The sequence below is a fragment of the Rhodococcus sp. AB351 genome (assembly GCF_049538275.1).
GTDB lineage: Bacteria > Actinomycetota > Actinomycetes > Mycobacteriales > Mycobacteriaceae > Rhodococcus.
Window position 1 is genome coordinate 1 of record NZ_JBMVFW010000017.1, and the last position, 14421, is coordinate 14421.

12 protein-coding genes and 3 tRNA genes are annotated in these 14421 nt (G+C 68.3%); 3 read left to right on the forward strand and 12 right to left on the reverse strand.

All coding sequences use genetic code 11. From position 1 onward, the window contains the following. Positions 1-10 precede the first annotated feature (10 nt). The 3 genes from ACPCXD_RS20785 to leuC form a co-directional block, all read right to left on the reverse strand. Positions 11-724, reverse strand: coding sequence for an HU family DNA-binding protein (locus tag ACPCXD_RS20785; RefSeq protein WP_088897189.1), 714 nt, complete (start codon positions 722-724; stop codon positions 11-13). 171 nt (positions 725-895) lie between these two features. Next, positions 896-1492: a 3-isopropylmalate dehydratase small subunit gene (gene leuD / locus ACPCXD_RS20790; RefSeq protein WP_016935315.1), complete on the reverse strand. Its 597-nt coding sequence runs from the start codon at positions 1490-1492 to the stop codon at positions 896-898. Positions 1493-1520: 28 nt separating this feature from the next. After that, entirely contained in the window at positions 1521-2948 is a 1428-nt protein-coding gene (gene leuC, locus ACPCXD_RS20795) for a 3-isopropylmalate dehydratase large subunit (protein WP_088897188.1), read from the reverse strand. A gap of 116 nt (positions 2949-3064) precedes the next feature. Here leuC and ACPCXD_RS20800 point away from each other — a divergent pair, with 116 nt between their 5' ends. Then, complete coding sequence (locus ACPCXD_RS20800; protein ID WP_026061810.1) at positions 3065-3766, forward strand: IclR family transcriptional regulator; 702 nt, start codon at positions 3065-3067, stop codon at positions 3764-3766. Between the two features lie 68 nt (positions 3767-3834). Next, positions 3835-4347, forward strand: coding sequence for a pyridoxamine 5'-phosphate oxidase family protein (locus tag ACPCXD_RS20805; RefSeq protein WP_088897289.1), 513 nt, complete (start codon positions 3835-3837; stop codon positions 4345-4347). A 53-nt stretch (positions 4348-4400) separates the two neighbouring features. On the opposite strand, the gene ACPCXD_RS20810 is transcribed toward ACPCXD_RS20805, so the two are convergent. The 5 genes from ACPCXD_RS20810 to ACPCXD_RS20830 form a co-directional block, all read right to left on the reverse strand. Continuing rightward, a tRNA-Glu gene (locus ACPCXD_RS20810) sits at positions 4401-4473 on the reverse strand. An 83-nt stretch (positions 4474-4556) separates the two neighbouring features. Beyond that, a tRNA-Glu gene (locus tag ACPCXD_RS20815) sits at positions 4557-4629 on the reverse strand. Positions 4630-4715: 86 nt separating this feature from the next. Next, positions 4716-4787 (reverse strand) — tRNA-Gln (locus tag ACPCXD_RS20820). 205 nt (positions 4788-4992) lie between these two features. Next, a complete protein-coding gene (gene gltX, locus ACPCXD_RS20825) occupies positions 4993-6465 on the reverse strand; it encodes a glutamate--tRNA ligase (protein WP_088897187.1) in 1473 nt (490 codons plus the stop codon). 66 nt (positions 6466-6531) lie between these two features. Continuing rightward, a complete protein-coding gene (locus tag ACPCXD_RS20830; protein ID WP_060651453.1) occupies positions 6532-7308 on the reverse strand; it encodes a fumarylacetoacetate hydrolase family protein in 777 nt (258 codons plus the stop codon). 110 nt (positions 7309-7418) lie between these two features. Here ACPCXD_RS20830 and ACPCXD_RS20835 point away from each other — a divergent pair, with 110 nt between their 5' ends. Continuing rightward, entirely contained in the window at positions 7419-8615 is a 1197-nt protein-coding gene (locus ACPCXD_RS20835; RefSeq protein WP_088897186.1) for an MFS transporter, read from the forward strand. A 76-nt stretch (positions 8616-8691) separates the two neighbouring features. Here ACPCXD_RS20835 and ACPCXD_RS20840 read toward each other — a convergent pair whose 3' ends face one another. The 4 genes from ACPCXD_RS20840 to ilvC all read right to left on the reverse strand — a co-directional run bounded on the left by ACPCXD_RS20840 (position 8692) and on the right by ilvC (position 14409). Continuing rightward, on the reverse strand, positions 8692-9702 hold the full coding sequence (locus ACPCXD_RS20840; RefSeq protein ID WP_026061914.1) for a 3-isopropylmalate dehydrogenase: 1011 nt from the start codon (positions 9700-9702) through the stop codon (positions 8692-8694). Between the two features lie 80 nt (positions 9703-9782). Continuing rightward, positions 9783-11375, reverse strand: coding sequence for a phosphoglycerate dehydrogenase (gene serA, locus ACPCXD_RS20845; protein ID WP_088897185.1), 1593 nt, complete (start codon positions 11373-11375; stop codon positions 9783-9785). A gap of 128 nt (positions 11376-11503) precedes the next feature. After that, positions 11504-13276 carry a SulP family inorganic anion transporter gene (locus ACPCXD_RS20850; RefSeq protein WP_088897184.1) on the reverse strand — a complete coding sequence of 591 codons (1773 nt, stop codon included), beginning with the start codon at positions 13274-13276 and terminating at the stop codon, positions 11504-11506. Between the two features lie 119 nt (positions 13277-13395). After that, the gene (gene ilvC, locus ACPCXD_RS20855) at positions 13396-14409 is read right to left on the reverse strand and encodes a ketol-acid reductoisomerase (RefSeq protein ID WP_037189737.1); all 1014 of its coding nucleotides are present in this window, start codon (positions 14407-14409) and stop codon (positions 13396-13398) included. Between the last annotated feature and the right edge of the window lie 12 nt (positions 14410-14421).

Consider the following 14421-nt stretch of genomic DNA (forward strand, 5'->3'; position numbering starts at 1 on the left):
CGGGTGGGTGTTACTTCTTGGTGCTCTTGCGGGCCGTGGTCTTCTTGGCCGGGCTCTTCTTCGCCGCGGTGGTCTTCTTCGCCGCGGTCGACTTGGTGGCGGTGGTCTTCTTCGCCGGAGTCGACTTGGCCGCCGTGGTCTTCTTGGCCGCGGTGGTCTTCTTCGCCGCGGTCGACTTGGTGGCGGTGGTCTTCTTCGCCGGAGTCGACTTGGCCGCCGTGGTCTTCTTGGCTGCGGTGGTCTTCTTCGCCGGAGTCGACTTGGTCGCCGTGGTCTTCTTCGCCGCCGTGGTCTTCTTCGCTGCGGTGGTCTTCTTCGCCGCGGTCGACTTGGTCGCTGTGGTCTTCTTCGCCGCAGTCTTCTTGGCCGCCTTCTTCGCTGCCGCGGTCTTCTTGGCCGCTGCGGCTGCACCGCGCTTCACGGCCGGACCCGAAGCCGGAAGCTTCTGGGTGCCCGCGATGATGTTCTTGAAGGACTGGCCGGGACGGAAGGCCGGCACCGAGGTCGGCTTGACCTTGACCGTCTCACCCGTGCGCGGGTTCCGCGCGACACGAGCGGCCCGGCGACGCTTCTCGAAGACACCGAATCCGGTGATGGTGACGCTCTTACCGTCGTGCACGGCGCGAACGATCGCGTCCACGATGTGCTCGACGGCCGCGGTGGCGGTGCGCCTGTCCGAACCGAGTTTCTCGGTCAGAACGTCGATCAGTTCTGCCTTGTTCATTGATTTCCTCCGCACATACACGGTCCACCGTCAGACCGACTCCAGTCCACGGTAGACCCGCAAACGGGCAAGAGTCTATGTGCCACGCGGATTCTCATGCAAATAACCTCCGGGCCCGGCCCGACGGGAGCGTCGGACCGGGCCCGGAGAAGGCGCGTTCGAGGGGTGTTTTCAGGGCGCCGGAAGGGTACTCGGTTTCCATGACGGCCTTGACTTTTCGTACTCGGAAATCGCGTCTACCTGGCGCAATGTCAATCCGATGTCGTCGAGACCCTCCAGAAGACGCCACCTCGTGTAGTCGTCAATGGTGAACGGCACCACGGTGGTTCCGGCGGTCACCGTCCGGTTCTCGAGATCCACTTCCAGTTCGAGTCCGGGCTGCTGCTCGATGAGCTTCCACAGCAGTTCGACGTCGTCCTGCGAGACCTGAGCGGCGAGCAGACCGGCCTTTCCGGCGTTGCCGCGGAAGATGTCGGCGAAACGGGACGAGATCACGACCCGGAATCCGTAATCCGACAACGCCCACACGGCGTGCTCACGCGAGGAGCCGGTGCCGAAATCCGGTCCGGCGACGAGAACGCTGCCGCGGTCGAAGGGCGGAGTGTTGAGGACGAAGGACGGGTCGTTGCGCCATGCGGCGAACAGACCGTCCTCGAATCCCGTACGGGTGACGCGCTTCAGGTACACGGCCGGGATGATCTGGTCCGTGTCGACATTGGAGCGGCGCAGCGGGACGCCGATGCCCTTGTGAGTGGTGAAGGCTTCCATCGAAAATTCTCCTCGTCGGTCCTGTGGTCTAGTCCAGATCCGCCGGTGCGGAAAGCGTTCCCCGCACCGCGGTTGCGGCGGCCACGGCCGGCGAGACGAGATGCGTCCGTCCGCCCTTGCCCTGCCGTCCTTCGAAATTCCGGTTGGAGGTCGACGCGGAGCGTTCGCCCGGCGCCAACTGGTCGGGGTTCATGCCCAGGCACATCGAGCACCCGGCCTGACGCCACTCGGCGCCTGCGGCGGTGAAGATCTCGCCGAGACCCTCGTCCTCCGCCTGCGCGCGCACCCGCATCGAACCCGGCACGACGAGCATCCGGACGCCGTCGGCGACCTTGCGGCCCTTCAGGACATCCGCCACGGCGCGCAGATCCTCGATGCGGCCGTTGGTGCACGAGCCGACGAAGACGGTGTCGATCTTCACATCGCGCAGCGGCATGCCCGGTTCGAGATCCATGTAGCGCAACGCCTTCTCCGCTGCAGACCGCTCGGTTTCGTCGGCGATCTCCGCGGGTACCGGAACCCTGGCCCCGAGCGGAGCGCCCTGGCCCGGGTTGGTGCCCCACGTGACGAAGGGCGTCAGAGCGCTGCCGTCGATGTGGACCTCGGCGTCGAAAACCGCGTCGTCGTCGGTCTTCAGCTGCTCCCAGGCCTCCACGGCGGCGTCCCAGTCGGCGCCCTTCGGGGCGTGCGGGCGACCCTCGATGAACTCGTAGGTGGTCTCGTCGGGGGCGATCATGCCGGCGCGGGCGCCCGCCTCGATCGACATGTTGCAGATGGTCATCCGCGCTTCCATCGACAGCGCGCGGATCGCCTCCCCGCGGTATTCGAGGACGTAGCCCTGTCCGCCGCCGGTGCCGATCTTCGCGATGATGGCGAGGATGAGGTCCTTGCTCGTCACTCCCGGCGCGAGAGTGCCGTCGACGTTGATGGCCATCGTCTTGAAGGGCCGCAGCGACAACGTCTGCGTCGCCATGACGTGTTCGACCTCACTGGTACCGATGCCCATCGCCAGCGCACCGAAGGCGCCGTGGGTGGAGGTGTGGCTGTCGCCGCACACCACCGTCATGCCGGGCTGCGTGAGACCGAGCTGCGGGCCGACCACGTGGACGATGCCCTGATCGAGATCGCCCATGGGGTGCAGACGGACACCGAACTCCTCGCAGTTGCGGCGCAGGGTCTCGACCTGCGTGCGCGAGACCGGGTCGGCGATCGGCTTGTCGATGTCCACCGTGGGGACGTTGTGGTCCTCGGTGGCGATCGTGAGATCGGGACGCCGCAGCCGGCGTCCGGCCAGCCGCAGACCGTCGAAGGCCTGCGGGCTGGTCACCTCGTGTACGAGATGCAGGTCGATGTAGATCAGGTCCGGCTGTCGCGCCGATCCCTGTCCTTCACCGCGCACGACCACGTGCTGGTCCCACACCTTTTCCGCCAGAGTCTTTCCAGCCATCTTCTCCACCTTGTCGTACGTGACGAACGCGGGATCCCGGGGGCTGTCCGGCCGCGTATGGCGTCGTCCCCACCGTTCTCGGCATGCGATATGCTTCCCATTATGCGAGACGGAGGTATCGACCTATGAGACAGCATAGCGGGATCGGAGTGCTGGACAAAGCGATGACAGTCCTCCATGCGGTTGCCGAACAGCCGTGCAACCTCAACGAGTTGTGCGCGCGGACCGGCCTGCCCCGCGCCACGGCGCACCGTCTCGCCGTGGGCCTCGAGGTCCACCGTCTCCTCATGCGCGACAGCGACGGACAGTGGCGTCCCGGCCCCGGTCTGGCCGAATTGTCCGCGGGCGCAGGCGACACCCTCGTCGAGGCCGCCTCGCTCGTCCTCCCCCGCCTGCGCGAAATCACCGGCGAGAGCGTGCAGTTGTACCGCCGCGAGGGCACCCAGCGGGTCTGCGTCGCGGCTCTCGAACCGCCGACCGGTCTGCGCGATACCGTCCTCGTCGGCGCGCGCCTTCCGATGACGGCCGGCTCCGGCGCGAAAGTTCTGCTCGCGTGGGCCGATACGGCGACCCAGCGCGCCATCCTTCCCGACGCCGCCTTCGGTGAACGCGTGCTCGTCGAGGTCCGCCGCCGCGGCTGGGCGCAGAGCGCCGCCGAACGCGAACCCGGTGTGGCGTCGGTCGCCGCACCCGTGCGCGACAGCACCGGTGCCGTGATCGCCGCCATCTCCGTATCGGGTCCCATCGACCGCATGGGCCGCCGACCGGGCGCCCGCTGGGCCGCCGACCTCCTCGCCGCCGCAGAAGCGCTCCAGAAGCGTCTCTGAGCCGACTGCACGCAGGGCGGCGGGAGGAACACAGCGGCGTGGTCCCACGCTGTGCCAGAGTGCTTCGCATGGGAACCAACCGCCGCGCAGACATCACGATGACGGACTCGGAGATCGACGAGTTCCTCCGCCGCAGCCGGGTCGCGAACCTGGCGACCCTCGGACCGACGGGCACCCCGCATCTCGTCGCCATGTGGTACGCCGTGCTCGACGGGGAGATCTGGTTCGAGACGAAAGCGAAATCACAGAAGGTCGTCAACCTCCGGCGCGACGATCGCGTGACCGTCCTCGTCGAGGCCGGCGACACCTACGACCAGTTGCGGGGCGTCTCGATCGAGGGGCGCGCGGAGATCCTGGACGACCACGACCGCCTGTTCGAGGTCTGCCGAGACGTGTGGGAGCGGTACACCGCCCCGTACACCGACGAGGCGCTCCCTGCGGTGGAGCAGATGATGCACAAGCGGGTGGCCGTCCGCGTGGTGCCCGTCCGGGTGCGTTCGTGGGATCACCGCAAGCTCGGGATGCCCGCCATGGAGATCGGCGGCACGACGGCCGCCTACCTTCCGTCCGCCGCGCACTGACCGCACATACGCGAAAGGCGCTCCGATCGAGGATCGGAGCGCCTTCGTTGTTGTACCCCCGATGGGATTCGAACCCACGCTACCGCCGTGAGAGGGCGGCGTCCTAGGCCGCTAGACGACGGGGGCCTGGAACTTTCCGAGGAATCGACGAGTCGATGCCTCCGAGAGAAGAACACCCACCGACCCGGAGATCGATGGGTAGTCCGTTGTACCCCCGATGGGATTCGAACCCACGCTACCGCCGTGAGAGGGCGGCGTCCTAGGCCGCTAGACGACGGGGGCCTATGGAACTTCTTCTCTTCGCTTCCCGAAGGAAGCTCAGCCAGCATAGCTGGCTGAGACGTTGCGGGCAAACCGCCGCGTCTCAGCTGGGGTACCAGGACTCGAACCTAGAATGGCTGAACCAGAATCAGCTGTGTTGCCAATTACACCATACCCCAATGGTTTGTTCCTTCGGCCTGCCCTGCGGGCGTTGTGGCCTCCGTTCCGAACCGAGAAGAAGATTAGCACCAACCCCGCCACCAACTACAAATCGGCTGGTCAGAAGCATGAAATCGAGCTCGGGACGAGCTCGGCGGGTCTGAAATCGAGCTCGGCCCGTCACCGGCGGATGCCGACGACGGGCCGAGAGCGACCGGCGAAGGGTCAGGCGATACGCGCCCGCCCGGCACGCAGTCGCGCGAGGGTGCGCTCACGGCCGAGCAGTTCCATCGACTCGTAGAGCGGCGGGCTGATGTGCGAGCCCGTCACCGCGACCCGCACGGGAGCGAAGGCCTTCCTCGGCTTGAGTTCGAGCCCCTCGATCAGCGCGCTCTTGAGCGCCTCCTCGATCGACGGCGTGGTCCACTCGTCCAGGCCCTCGAGGACGGCGACGGACGCGTCGAGCACGGGCGCGGCATCCTCCTTGAGGTTCTTCGCCGCGGACGCCTCGTCGAGCGTGAAGTCGGCATCATCGACGAACAGGAACTTCAGCAGATCCCACGCGTCCCCGAGGACGACGATGCGGGTCTGCACGAGGTCGGCGGCCGTCCGGAAGAGCGCCTCGTCGACGTCGTCCCCGATCCGGCCGTGCTCGACGAGGTACGCCTTCAGCCGGGTCGCGAACTCGGCCGGCTCGAGCAGGCGGATGTGCTCGGCGTTGATGGCGTCGGCCTTCTTCTGGTCGAACCGGGCCGGGTTCGAGTTGACCTTGGAGATCTCGAAGGCCGAGACCATCTCGTCGAGGGAGAACACGTCGCGGTCGTCGGCGAGCCCCCAGCCGAGCAGGGCAAGATAGTTGAGCAGGCCCTCGGGGATGAACCCTCGATCGCGGTGCAGGAAGAGGTTCGACTCCGGGTCGCGCTTGGAGAGCTTCTTGTTGCCCTGTCCCATCACGAACGGCAGGTGGCCGAACTCGGGCGTGAAATCGGTGACGCCGATGCGCTGCAGCGCCGCATACAGCGCGAGCTGACGCGGGGTCGACGACAGCAGGTCCTCACCGCGCAGGACGTGTGTGATCTTCATCAACGCGTCGTCGACGGGATTGACGAGCGTGTAGAGCGGGATGCCGTTGCCGCGGGTGAGCGCGAAGTCGGGCACCGAGCCCGCCTTGAAGGTGGTCTCGCCGCGGACGAGGTCGTTCCAGGTGAGGTCCTCGTCGGGCATGCGCAGTCGCACGACCGGCTTGCGGCCCTCGTCGAGGAAGGCCTGCCGCTGCTCCGGAGTGAGGTCGCGGTCGAAGTTGTCGTAGCCGAGCTTCGGGTCGCGACCGGCGGCCTTGTGGCGCTCCTCGACCTCCTCCGGCGTCGAGAACGACTCGTAGGCCTCACCGGCGTCGACGAGCTTCTGCACGACCTCGAGGTGCAGGTCGCGTCGCTGCGACTGCCGGTACGGCTCGTACGGTCCGCCGACCTCCGGGCCCTCGTCCCATTCGAGACCCAGCCACCGGAGGGCGTCGAGGATCGCCTGGTACGACTCCTCGGTGTCGCGTGCGGCGTCGGTGTCTTCGATGCGGAACACGAAGGTGCCGCCGTGATGACGCGCGAAAGCCCAGTTGAACAGGGCGGTGCGCACCAGACCCACGTGCGGGGTTCCGGTCGGTGACGGGCAGAAACGTACGCGTACTTCGCTGGTGGTCATGACTCGCTCAGGGTTGAGGATCGACGGGAGACCATCCCAGGCTATCCGCCCCGCTGCGAGCTCCGGTCAGGATCCCTTGGCGACGACGGGGTTCGTGAGCGTTCCGATGCCCTCGACGGTGATCGAGACGGTGTTGCCCGGCTCGATCGGCCCGACACCCTCGGGGGTGCCGGTGAGGATGATGTCGCCCGGCAGCAGCGTCATGACACCGGAGATCCACTCGACGAGCTTCGGGATGTCGTGCACCATCTTCGAGGTGCGGCTGCGCTGACGGGTCTGTCCGTCGACCTCCGCCGAGATCTCGAGATCGGAAGCGTCGATGTCGGTTTCGATCCACGGTCCGAGCGGGCAGAAGGTGTCGTGGCCCTTGGCCCGTCCCCACTGACCGTCCTTGCGCTGGTGGTCGCGCGCGGACACGTCGTTGGCGATCGTGTAGCCGAGGATCGCCTCCCGGGCCTTCGCGGCGGGGACGTCCTTGCAGGGGCGTCCGATGACCACGGCGAGTTCGGCCTCGTGGTGGACGAGCGAGGTGGTGGGCGGAATCACGATGGGAGCGCCCGGGCCCACGATCGACGTATTGGGCTTGAGGAAGATCATCGGCTCGTCGGGGACCTCGTTGCCCGACTCGGCGGCGTGGGCGGCGTAGTTGCGGCCCACCGCGATCACCTTGGTGGCGAGGATCGGAGCGAGAATCCGCACGTCGGCGAGGGGCCAGCTGCGACCTGTGAAGGTGGGGTTCCCGAAGGGATGCTCGGCGATCTCCTTCGCCGTCGCGGACTCCCCCTCCCCTTCGATGCTCACGAACGCGACACCATCCGGGCTGGCAATTCGACCAAGGCGCATGTCCGGAGTCTAACGGTGCGCGCTCACTGCGATCGACGCCCGGGTGCCGCGGGTATAGAGTCCGACTGGGATTTCACATAACGGTACGACTTTCTCAGATAGTGGGACTCATGGACACTCCGGACATCGGTCGGCGTCGATGGTTGATCCTGGCCCTCGGCGTCGTCGCACAGGCCTCCCAGGCCACCGTCATCAACGGCATCGCCTTCCTCATCCCGACGCTGAACCAGGAGGGCGGTTTCACCCTCGCCCAGGCCGGAACCCTCGCCGGCGCACCGATCCTCGGCGGCGTGTTCACGCTCGTCGTGTGGGGCGCGATCGCCGACCGGTTCGGCGAACGTCTCGCGCTGGCTGCCGGGCTCGGAATCGCGGCCGTCGCGATGGGGCTCGCGAGCGCGACCACCTCGCTGGACCTGTCCCCCACCGCCTCCGCCGCACTGCTCGGCCTGTTGCTGATGTGTGCGGGAGCCGGCGCCGTGAGCGCCAACTCGGCGAGCGGACGCGTGGTGGTCGGATGGTTCCCGCCGCACCAGCGCGGCCTCGCGATGGGCATCCGGCAGATGTCGGTGCCGCTGGGTGTCGCCGCGGGCGCACTCGTCATCCCGACGCTCGCGGGCGACCACGGGATCGCCTGGGCACTCGCGTTTCCCATGCTCGCGTGCGGGCTGGCAGCGGTCGCCTGCGCGGTCGGGGTGGTGGATCCGCCGCGACCCGGACGGGCGGAGGCCGAGCGCGCGGGCGTGCTCGGCAATCCCTACCGGAGTTCGATGTCGCTCACGCGGATCCATCTCGCGTCGATCCTGCTCGTGGTGCCGCAGTACGTCGTGTGGACCTACGCCCTGGTGTGGCTCATCGCCGACCGCGGCTGGGACGAGGTCGGTGCCGGTCTCGTCATCACCGCCGCCCAGATCCTCGGCGCCCTCGGACGTGTCGTCACCGGGGCCTGGTCCGATCGGGTGGGCAGCCGGCTGGGACCGATGCGCGTCGTCGCCGTATCTGTCGTCGTCTCGATGGTCGCGCTGTCCGTCACCGCGTGGACGGATTCGACGATCGCGGTGGGTGTTCTGCTCGTCGCGTCGATCCTGACCTCGGCGCCGAACGGGTTGGCGTTCACCGCCGTCGCGGAGATCGCGGGCCCGTTCTGGGGTGGTCGCGCACTCGGCATCCAGAACACCGGGCAGTTCGTGTTCGCCGCGGCCGTCGGACCGGTCTTCGGCGGGCTCATCGCCGCGGTCGGATTCCCCGCGGCCTTCGCCCTGGCCGCGATCGCTCCCGCCGCGGCGGTCCCGGTGGTGCCGAAGGACTGATACGCGAAACGCGCGTGGCGCCGGACGGGACGTACCCGCCGGTGCCACGCGCGTTCTGCGCCGAAGAACTCCGTGCTCAGAGAGAAGCAGCGATCCGATCGCCGATCTCGGTGGTCACGATCGGACCGGTGCCACGGTTGGCGAGGTCGGCCTCGACGGCCCGCTCGACGCGTGCAGCGTCCTCCTCGCGCCCGAGATGGCGCAGCAACAGGGCGGTGGACAGGATCGCCGCGGTGGGGTCGGCGATGCCCTTGCCGGCGATGTCCGGCGCCGAGCCGTGGACGGGCTCGAACATCGACGGGTTGGTGCCCGAGGCGTCGATGTTGCCGCTCGCCGCCAGGCCGATACCACCGGTCACGGCGCCGGCGAGGTCGGTGATGATGTCGCCGAACAGGTTGTCGGTGACGATGACGTCGAAGCGCGACGGGTCGTCGACCATGTAGATGGTCGCGGCGTCGATGTGGCAGTAGGCCGTGGTGACCTCGGGGAACTCCTTGCCCACGGTCTCGACGGCGCGGGTCCAGATGGCGCCGGCGTTCGATAGCACGTTCGTCTTGTGGATGAGCGTGACGTGCTTGCGGCGGGTCTGCGCGAGCTCGAAGGCGTAGCGGACCACGCGCTCGGCGCCGAACCAGGTGTTCACCGAGACCTCGGTGGCGATCTCGTGCGGGGTGCCGACGCGGATCGCTCCCCCGTTGCCGGTGTACGGGCCCTCGGTGCCCTCGCGGACGACGACGAAGTCGATGTCGTGGTCGGCGGCGAGCGGCGACTTCGCGCCCGGGTACAGGCGCGACGGACGCAGGTTGACGTGGTGGTCGAGCGCGAACCGCATGTTCAGGAGGAGACCGCGTTCGAGGACGCCGGGCGTGACCGACGGATCGCCGATGGCGCCGAGGAGGATCGCGTCGTGCTCGCGGATCGCGGCGAGATCGGCATCGGGCAGGAGTTCGCCGGTCGCGTTGTACCGGCGGGCCCCGAGGTCGTACTCGGTCGTCTCGAGATCCGGGACGAGGGCACGGAGCACCTTGAGCGCTTCCGCCGTGACCTCGACACCGATGCCGTCACCGGGGATGACCGCAAGTTTCATGAGCACTACTCACTTCCTGTGCGACGGTGGCCGCGACCGTGCAGACGGTCGTGGCCACCGGATGATGGAGAACCGAAGGATCAGGACAGGTCGACCTGGGCGACGCGCGCGTCGAGCGCCTCGGTGATCTGTCCGACCTCGGCGTCGCCGACGACGCGGTCGACACGCAGGATCACAGTGGCGCCGGGGCCCTCCGCGTCCTGGCTCAGCGCCGCGGCCTGGATGTCGATGCTCGCGTTGCCGAGCACGGTGCCGAGCGTTCCGAGGACACCCGGACGGTCCTGGTAGTGGACGATCAGGTTGTGGCCCTCGGCGCGGAGGTCGAAGCTGCGGCTGTTGATGTTGACGATCTTCTCGACCTGCTGCAGGCCGGTGAGCGCACCTGCGACGGAGGTGACGTGTCCGTCCGGCGCCACCGCGCGGACCTCGACGGCGCTGCGGTGCGTGGTGGCCTCGCTGACCTTCTCGACCTCGACGGTCACGCCGCGCTGCTCCGCGAGCTTGGGGGCGTTGACGAAGGTGACGGGCTCGTCGCTGCTCGCCGAGAACAGGCCGCGGAGGGCGGCCAGGCCGAGGATGTCGGTGTTCTCGGCCGAGAGCTCACCGCTGACGACGACCTGCACGTTCTGCACGGCCTCGGGCGAGAGGGTGCCGGCGAGCAGACCGAGCTTGCGGACGAGCTCGAGCCACGGTGCGACCTCCTCGCCGACGGGGCCACCGGAGACGTTGACGGCGTCGGGCACGAACTCACCGGCGAGGGCGAGCAGCACGCTCTTGGCGACGTCGGTGCCGGCGCGGTCCTGGGCCTCGGCGGTGGATGCACCGAGGTGCGGGGTGACGACGACGTTGTCGAGGTCGAACAGCTTCGAATCGGTGCACGGCTCGGTCTCGAAGACGTCGAGGCCGGCGGCGTGGACCTTGCCCTCGACGAGTGCGTCGTAGAGCGCGTCCTCGTCGATCAGGCCACCGCGGGCGGCGTTGACGATGATGACGCCGTCCTTGGCCTTGGACAGACGCTCGGCGTTGATCAGGCCGGCGGTCTCCTTGGTCTTGGGCAGGTGCACCGAGATGAAGTCGGCGCGGGCGACCAGCTCGTCGATGTCGACGAGCTCGATGCCGAGCTGTGCGGCGCGGGCGGCCGGCAGGTAGGGGTCGTACGCGATGACGTGGGTCTCGAACGCCGCGAGACGCTGGGCGAACAGCTGGCCGATGCGGCCGAGGCCGACGACGCCGACGGTCTTGCCGAGGATCTCGGTGCCGTTGAAGCTCGACCGCTTCCAGGTGCGCTCACGCAGGGTGCGGTCGGCGGCGGGGACCTGACGCGCCGCGGACATGAGGAGCGCGACCGCGTGCTCGGCGGCGGAGTGGATGTTGGAGGTGGGCGCGTTGACGACCATCACGCCGCGCTCGGTGGCAGCGGCGATGTCGACGTTGTCGAGGCCGACACCGGCGCGACCGACGATCTTGAGGTTGGGCGCCGCAGCGAGCACCTCGGCGTCGACGGTGGTCGCGGAGCGGACCAGCAGCGCCTGGGCCTCGGGCACGGCCGCGAGCAGGGCGGGGCGGTCGGGGCCGTCCACCCAGCGCACCTCGACACCGTCACCGAGCGCGTCGACGGTCGACTGCGCAAGCTTGTCGGCGATCAGGACTACTGGACGGCCATTCTGGCTCACGTGCGGACTCCCTGTGTCGTGAATGTGTGAGTGGTCGACGGCGCTCTCGCCCGACAGCATGCGTGGGCACCCGCGACCGCCCACAGTTTAGTGCCCCAGCCCTTCCCGCGGGGCCACCGGGATCGGGATCACGGTGGCGCGGGCCCATCCTTCCGCGGGGGCGGGACGACGTCCCGCGGGGGTGCGTCGAGCACACTGCGCTCGATGCCGGGCTGGTTCCGGTGCCGGAAGGCCACCACGGCGGTGCGGACGGTCGGGTGGAATCGACCGTCCCGGAAGCGATTCCCGGTCTGCATCCGGTGCAGCTTGTCCTTGACCGGACCCTTCATCGCGGCGAAGGCGAGCCGTATCCCCCGGTGGGCGAGATAGTCGTCGAGACGTTCGATCTCCTCGACGGCGCTGATGTCGAGGTCCGTGATCGGTTCGGCCGCGAGGACCACCCACTCGATGCGGTCCTCGCGTTCGCGGACGAGTTCGCGGACGAACTTCGTGAGGATCACGCCGTTCGCGAAGAACAGCGGGGCGTCGAACCGCACGAGCACGAGACCCGGGATCCGGTGGCCCTCGGGATGCCGTTCCCGGTCGTGATATCCGGCGACGTCCTCGAGTTCGACGAGTTCGGTCCGGTGGGGTTGCCAGGCGCGTACGACGACGGCGGCCAGCGACAACGCGATCGCGACGAGCACACCCTTCAGCACACCCGCGAGGCCGACCGCCACGAATGCGGCGAAGGACAAACAGAATTCGATCTTGTTGACCCGCCACAGGCGACCGAGCGCCCTCACGTCGACGAGGGCACTCGCCGCGACGATCACGACGGCACCGAGCGCCGCCTGCGGCAGGTACGCCGTCGCTCCCGGGGCCACCAGCAGGAAGATCGCGACCGTCACCGCTCCGACGGCGCCCGCGAGCTGGGTACGCGCTCCGGCCTGTTCGAGGACGGGCGTGCGACTGCCGCTGCCGCAGATCGGGAATCCGCCCGTGGCACCGGCTGCGATGTTCACCACACCGAGGGCACGCATCTCGGAGCTGCCGTCCACGTCCTCGCCCCGTCGCAGCGCGAACGAGCGCGACAGCACCGCGGTGTCGGCGAACGCGATGACGGCGACGGCGACGGCGGGTGCGAGCAGTTCGATCACGTCTCCGCGTTCGATCCCACCGAGAACGGGTGCGGGGATCCCGGAGGGCAACGCCCCCACCATCTCCACGTGCTCGGTGAGCCCGAACACCGCGACCGCCGCGGAGGCGGCGATCACCGCGACGAGCACCGCGGGTATGCGGGGAACGACCTTCTGCAGCACGAGGATGAGGGCGAGGGTGCCGACGCCGACGAGGAATCCGGCCGGCTCGACACCGTCCTCGAAGACGTCGTCGACGATGTCGAGAACCTCGGCGACGACACCGGATTCGTCGGCCGACGTGCCGAGCAGGAGCGGAAGCTGCCCGACGATGACGATGATCGCGATCGCGTTGAGGAAACCGAGCCGGATCGGTGTGGAGAGCAGATAGGTCAGGAATCCGAGGCGGAGTATTCCGCCGACGAGAAGGATGGCTCCGACGAGGAGCGCGAGCACACCGGCGAGGGCGACCGCGCGCTGCGGATCACCGTCGGCGGCGAGCGGGATCACCGCGGCCGCGATGAGCGGGGCGAGCGCGGAATCCGGTCCGAGCACGAGGATCCGGGACGGACCGACCACCGCGTACACGAGCATCGGCACGACGGTCGCGTAGAGACCGGTGTAGGGCGGCAGTCCCGCGGCCTGGGCGTATCCCATGCCGGTGGGGACGAGCAGTGCACTGAGCGCGAGGCCCGCCGTGACGTCGCTCCGCAGCCACCCCCGCCGGTAGGACCGGGCGGTGGCGACACCCGGGAGCCGCCCGAACGCGGCGAGTGGCCACATCAGCCAAGTATCCTCCGCGGCCTCGGCTCGTGGATGCGACATCGCTCACGCCGCACCGACGACGGCGGCCCGGCACCCCCGTAGGGGTACCGGGCCGCCGTGACCGGATCAGGTGATTATCAGGCCGTCTCGGTGATGGGGCGATCGACCCAGCTCATCAGGTCGCGCAGCTGCTTGCCGACGACCTCGATGCCGTGCTCGGCGTTCTGCTTGCGCAGACCCTCGAGCTCCTTGTTGCCGCCCTCGACGTTGGCGACGAGACGCTTGACGAAGGTGCCGTCCTGGATGTCCTTCAGGATCTCCTTCATGCGCTCCTTGGTGCCGGCGTCGATGACGCGCGGGCCGGAGAGGTAGCCGCCGAACTCCGCGGTGTCGGACACCGAGTAGTTCATGCGGGCGATGCCACCCTCGTACATGAGGTCGACGATGAGCTTGAGCTCGTGGAGAACCTCGAAGTAGGCCATCTCGGGGGCGTAGCCCGCCTCGACCATGACGTCGAAGCCGGTCTTGACGAGTTCCTCGGTGCCACCACAGAGCACGGCCTGCTCGCCGAAGAGGTCGGTCTCGGTCTCTTCCTTGAAGGTGGTCTTGATGACGCCGGCGCGGGTGCCGCCGATGCCCTTGGCGTAGGACAGCGCGAGCGCCTGGCCCTCACCCTTGGGATCCTGGTGGACGGCGATGAGTGCGGGAACGCCCTTGCCGTCGACGAACTGACGACGCACGAGGTGGCCGGGGCCCTTGGGGGCGACCATCGCGACGGTCACGTTCTCGGGAGCCGTGATGAGACCGAAGTGGATGTTGAGGCCGTGGCCGAAGAACAGCGCGTCGCCGTCCTTCAGGTTGGGCTCGATGTCGTTGGTGAAGATCGACGCCTGGGCGGTATCGGGAGCGAGGACCATGATGACGTCGGCCCACTCGGAGACCTCGGCTGGGGTGCCGACGGTGAGACCGGCTTCCTCGGCCTTGGCCCGCGACTTCGAGCCCTCCTTCAGACCGATGCGAACGTCGACGCCCGAGTCGCGCAGGCTCAGCGAGTGCGCGTGTCCCTGACTGCCGTAGCCGATGACGGCGACCTTACGACCCTGGATGATCGACAGGTCGGCATCGTCGTCGTAGAACATCTCGACTGCCACAGTGATTACCTC

Coding starts and splice junctions, on each gene's coding strand:
- ACPCXD_RS20840 (WP_026061914.1), bottom strand. CDS start 9,702: ATGAAACTTGCGGTCATCCCCGGTGACGGCATCGGTGTCGAGGTCACG.
- ACPCXD_RS20830 (WP_060651453.1), bottom strand. CDS start 7,308: ATGCGCCTTGGTCGAATTGCCAGCCCGGATGGTGTCGCGTTCGTGAGC.
- ACPCXD_RS20805 (WP_088897289.1), top strand. CDS start 3,835: ATGGGAACCAACCGCCGCGCAGACATCACGATGACGGACTCGGAGATC.
- ACPCXD_RS20785 (WP_088897189.1), bottom strand. CDS start 724: ATGAACAAGGCAGAACTGATCGACGTTCTGACCGAGAAACTCGGTTCG.
- leuD (WP_016935315.1), bottom strand. CDS start 1,492: ATGGAAGCCTTCACCACTCACAAGGGCATCGGCGTCCCGCTGCGCCGC.
- ACPCXD_RS20800 (WP_026061810.1), top strand. CDS start 3,065: ATGAGACAGCATAGCGGGATCGGAGTGCTGGACAAAGCGATGACAGTC.
- ACPCXD_RS20850 (WP_088897184.1), bottom strand. CDS start 13,276: ATGTGGCCACTCGCCGCGTTCGGGCGGCTCCCGGGTGTCGCCACCGCC.
- ACPCXD_RS20835 (WP_088897186.1), top strand. CDS start 7,419: ATGGACACTCCGGACATCGGTCGGCGTCGATGGTTGATCCTGGCCCTC.
- gltX (WP_088897187.1), bottom strand. CDS start 6,465: ATGACCACCAGCGAAGTACGCGTACGTTTCTGCCCGTCACCGACCGGA.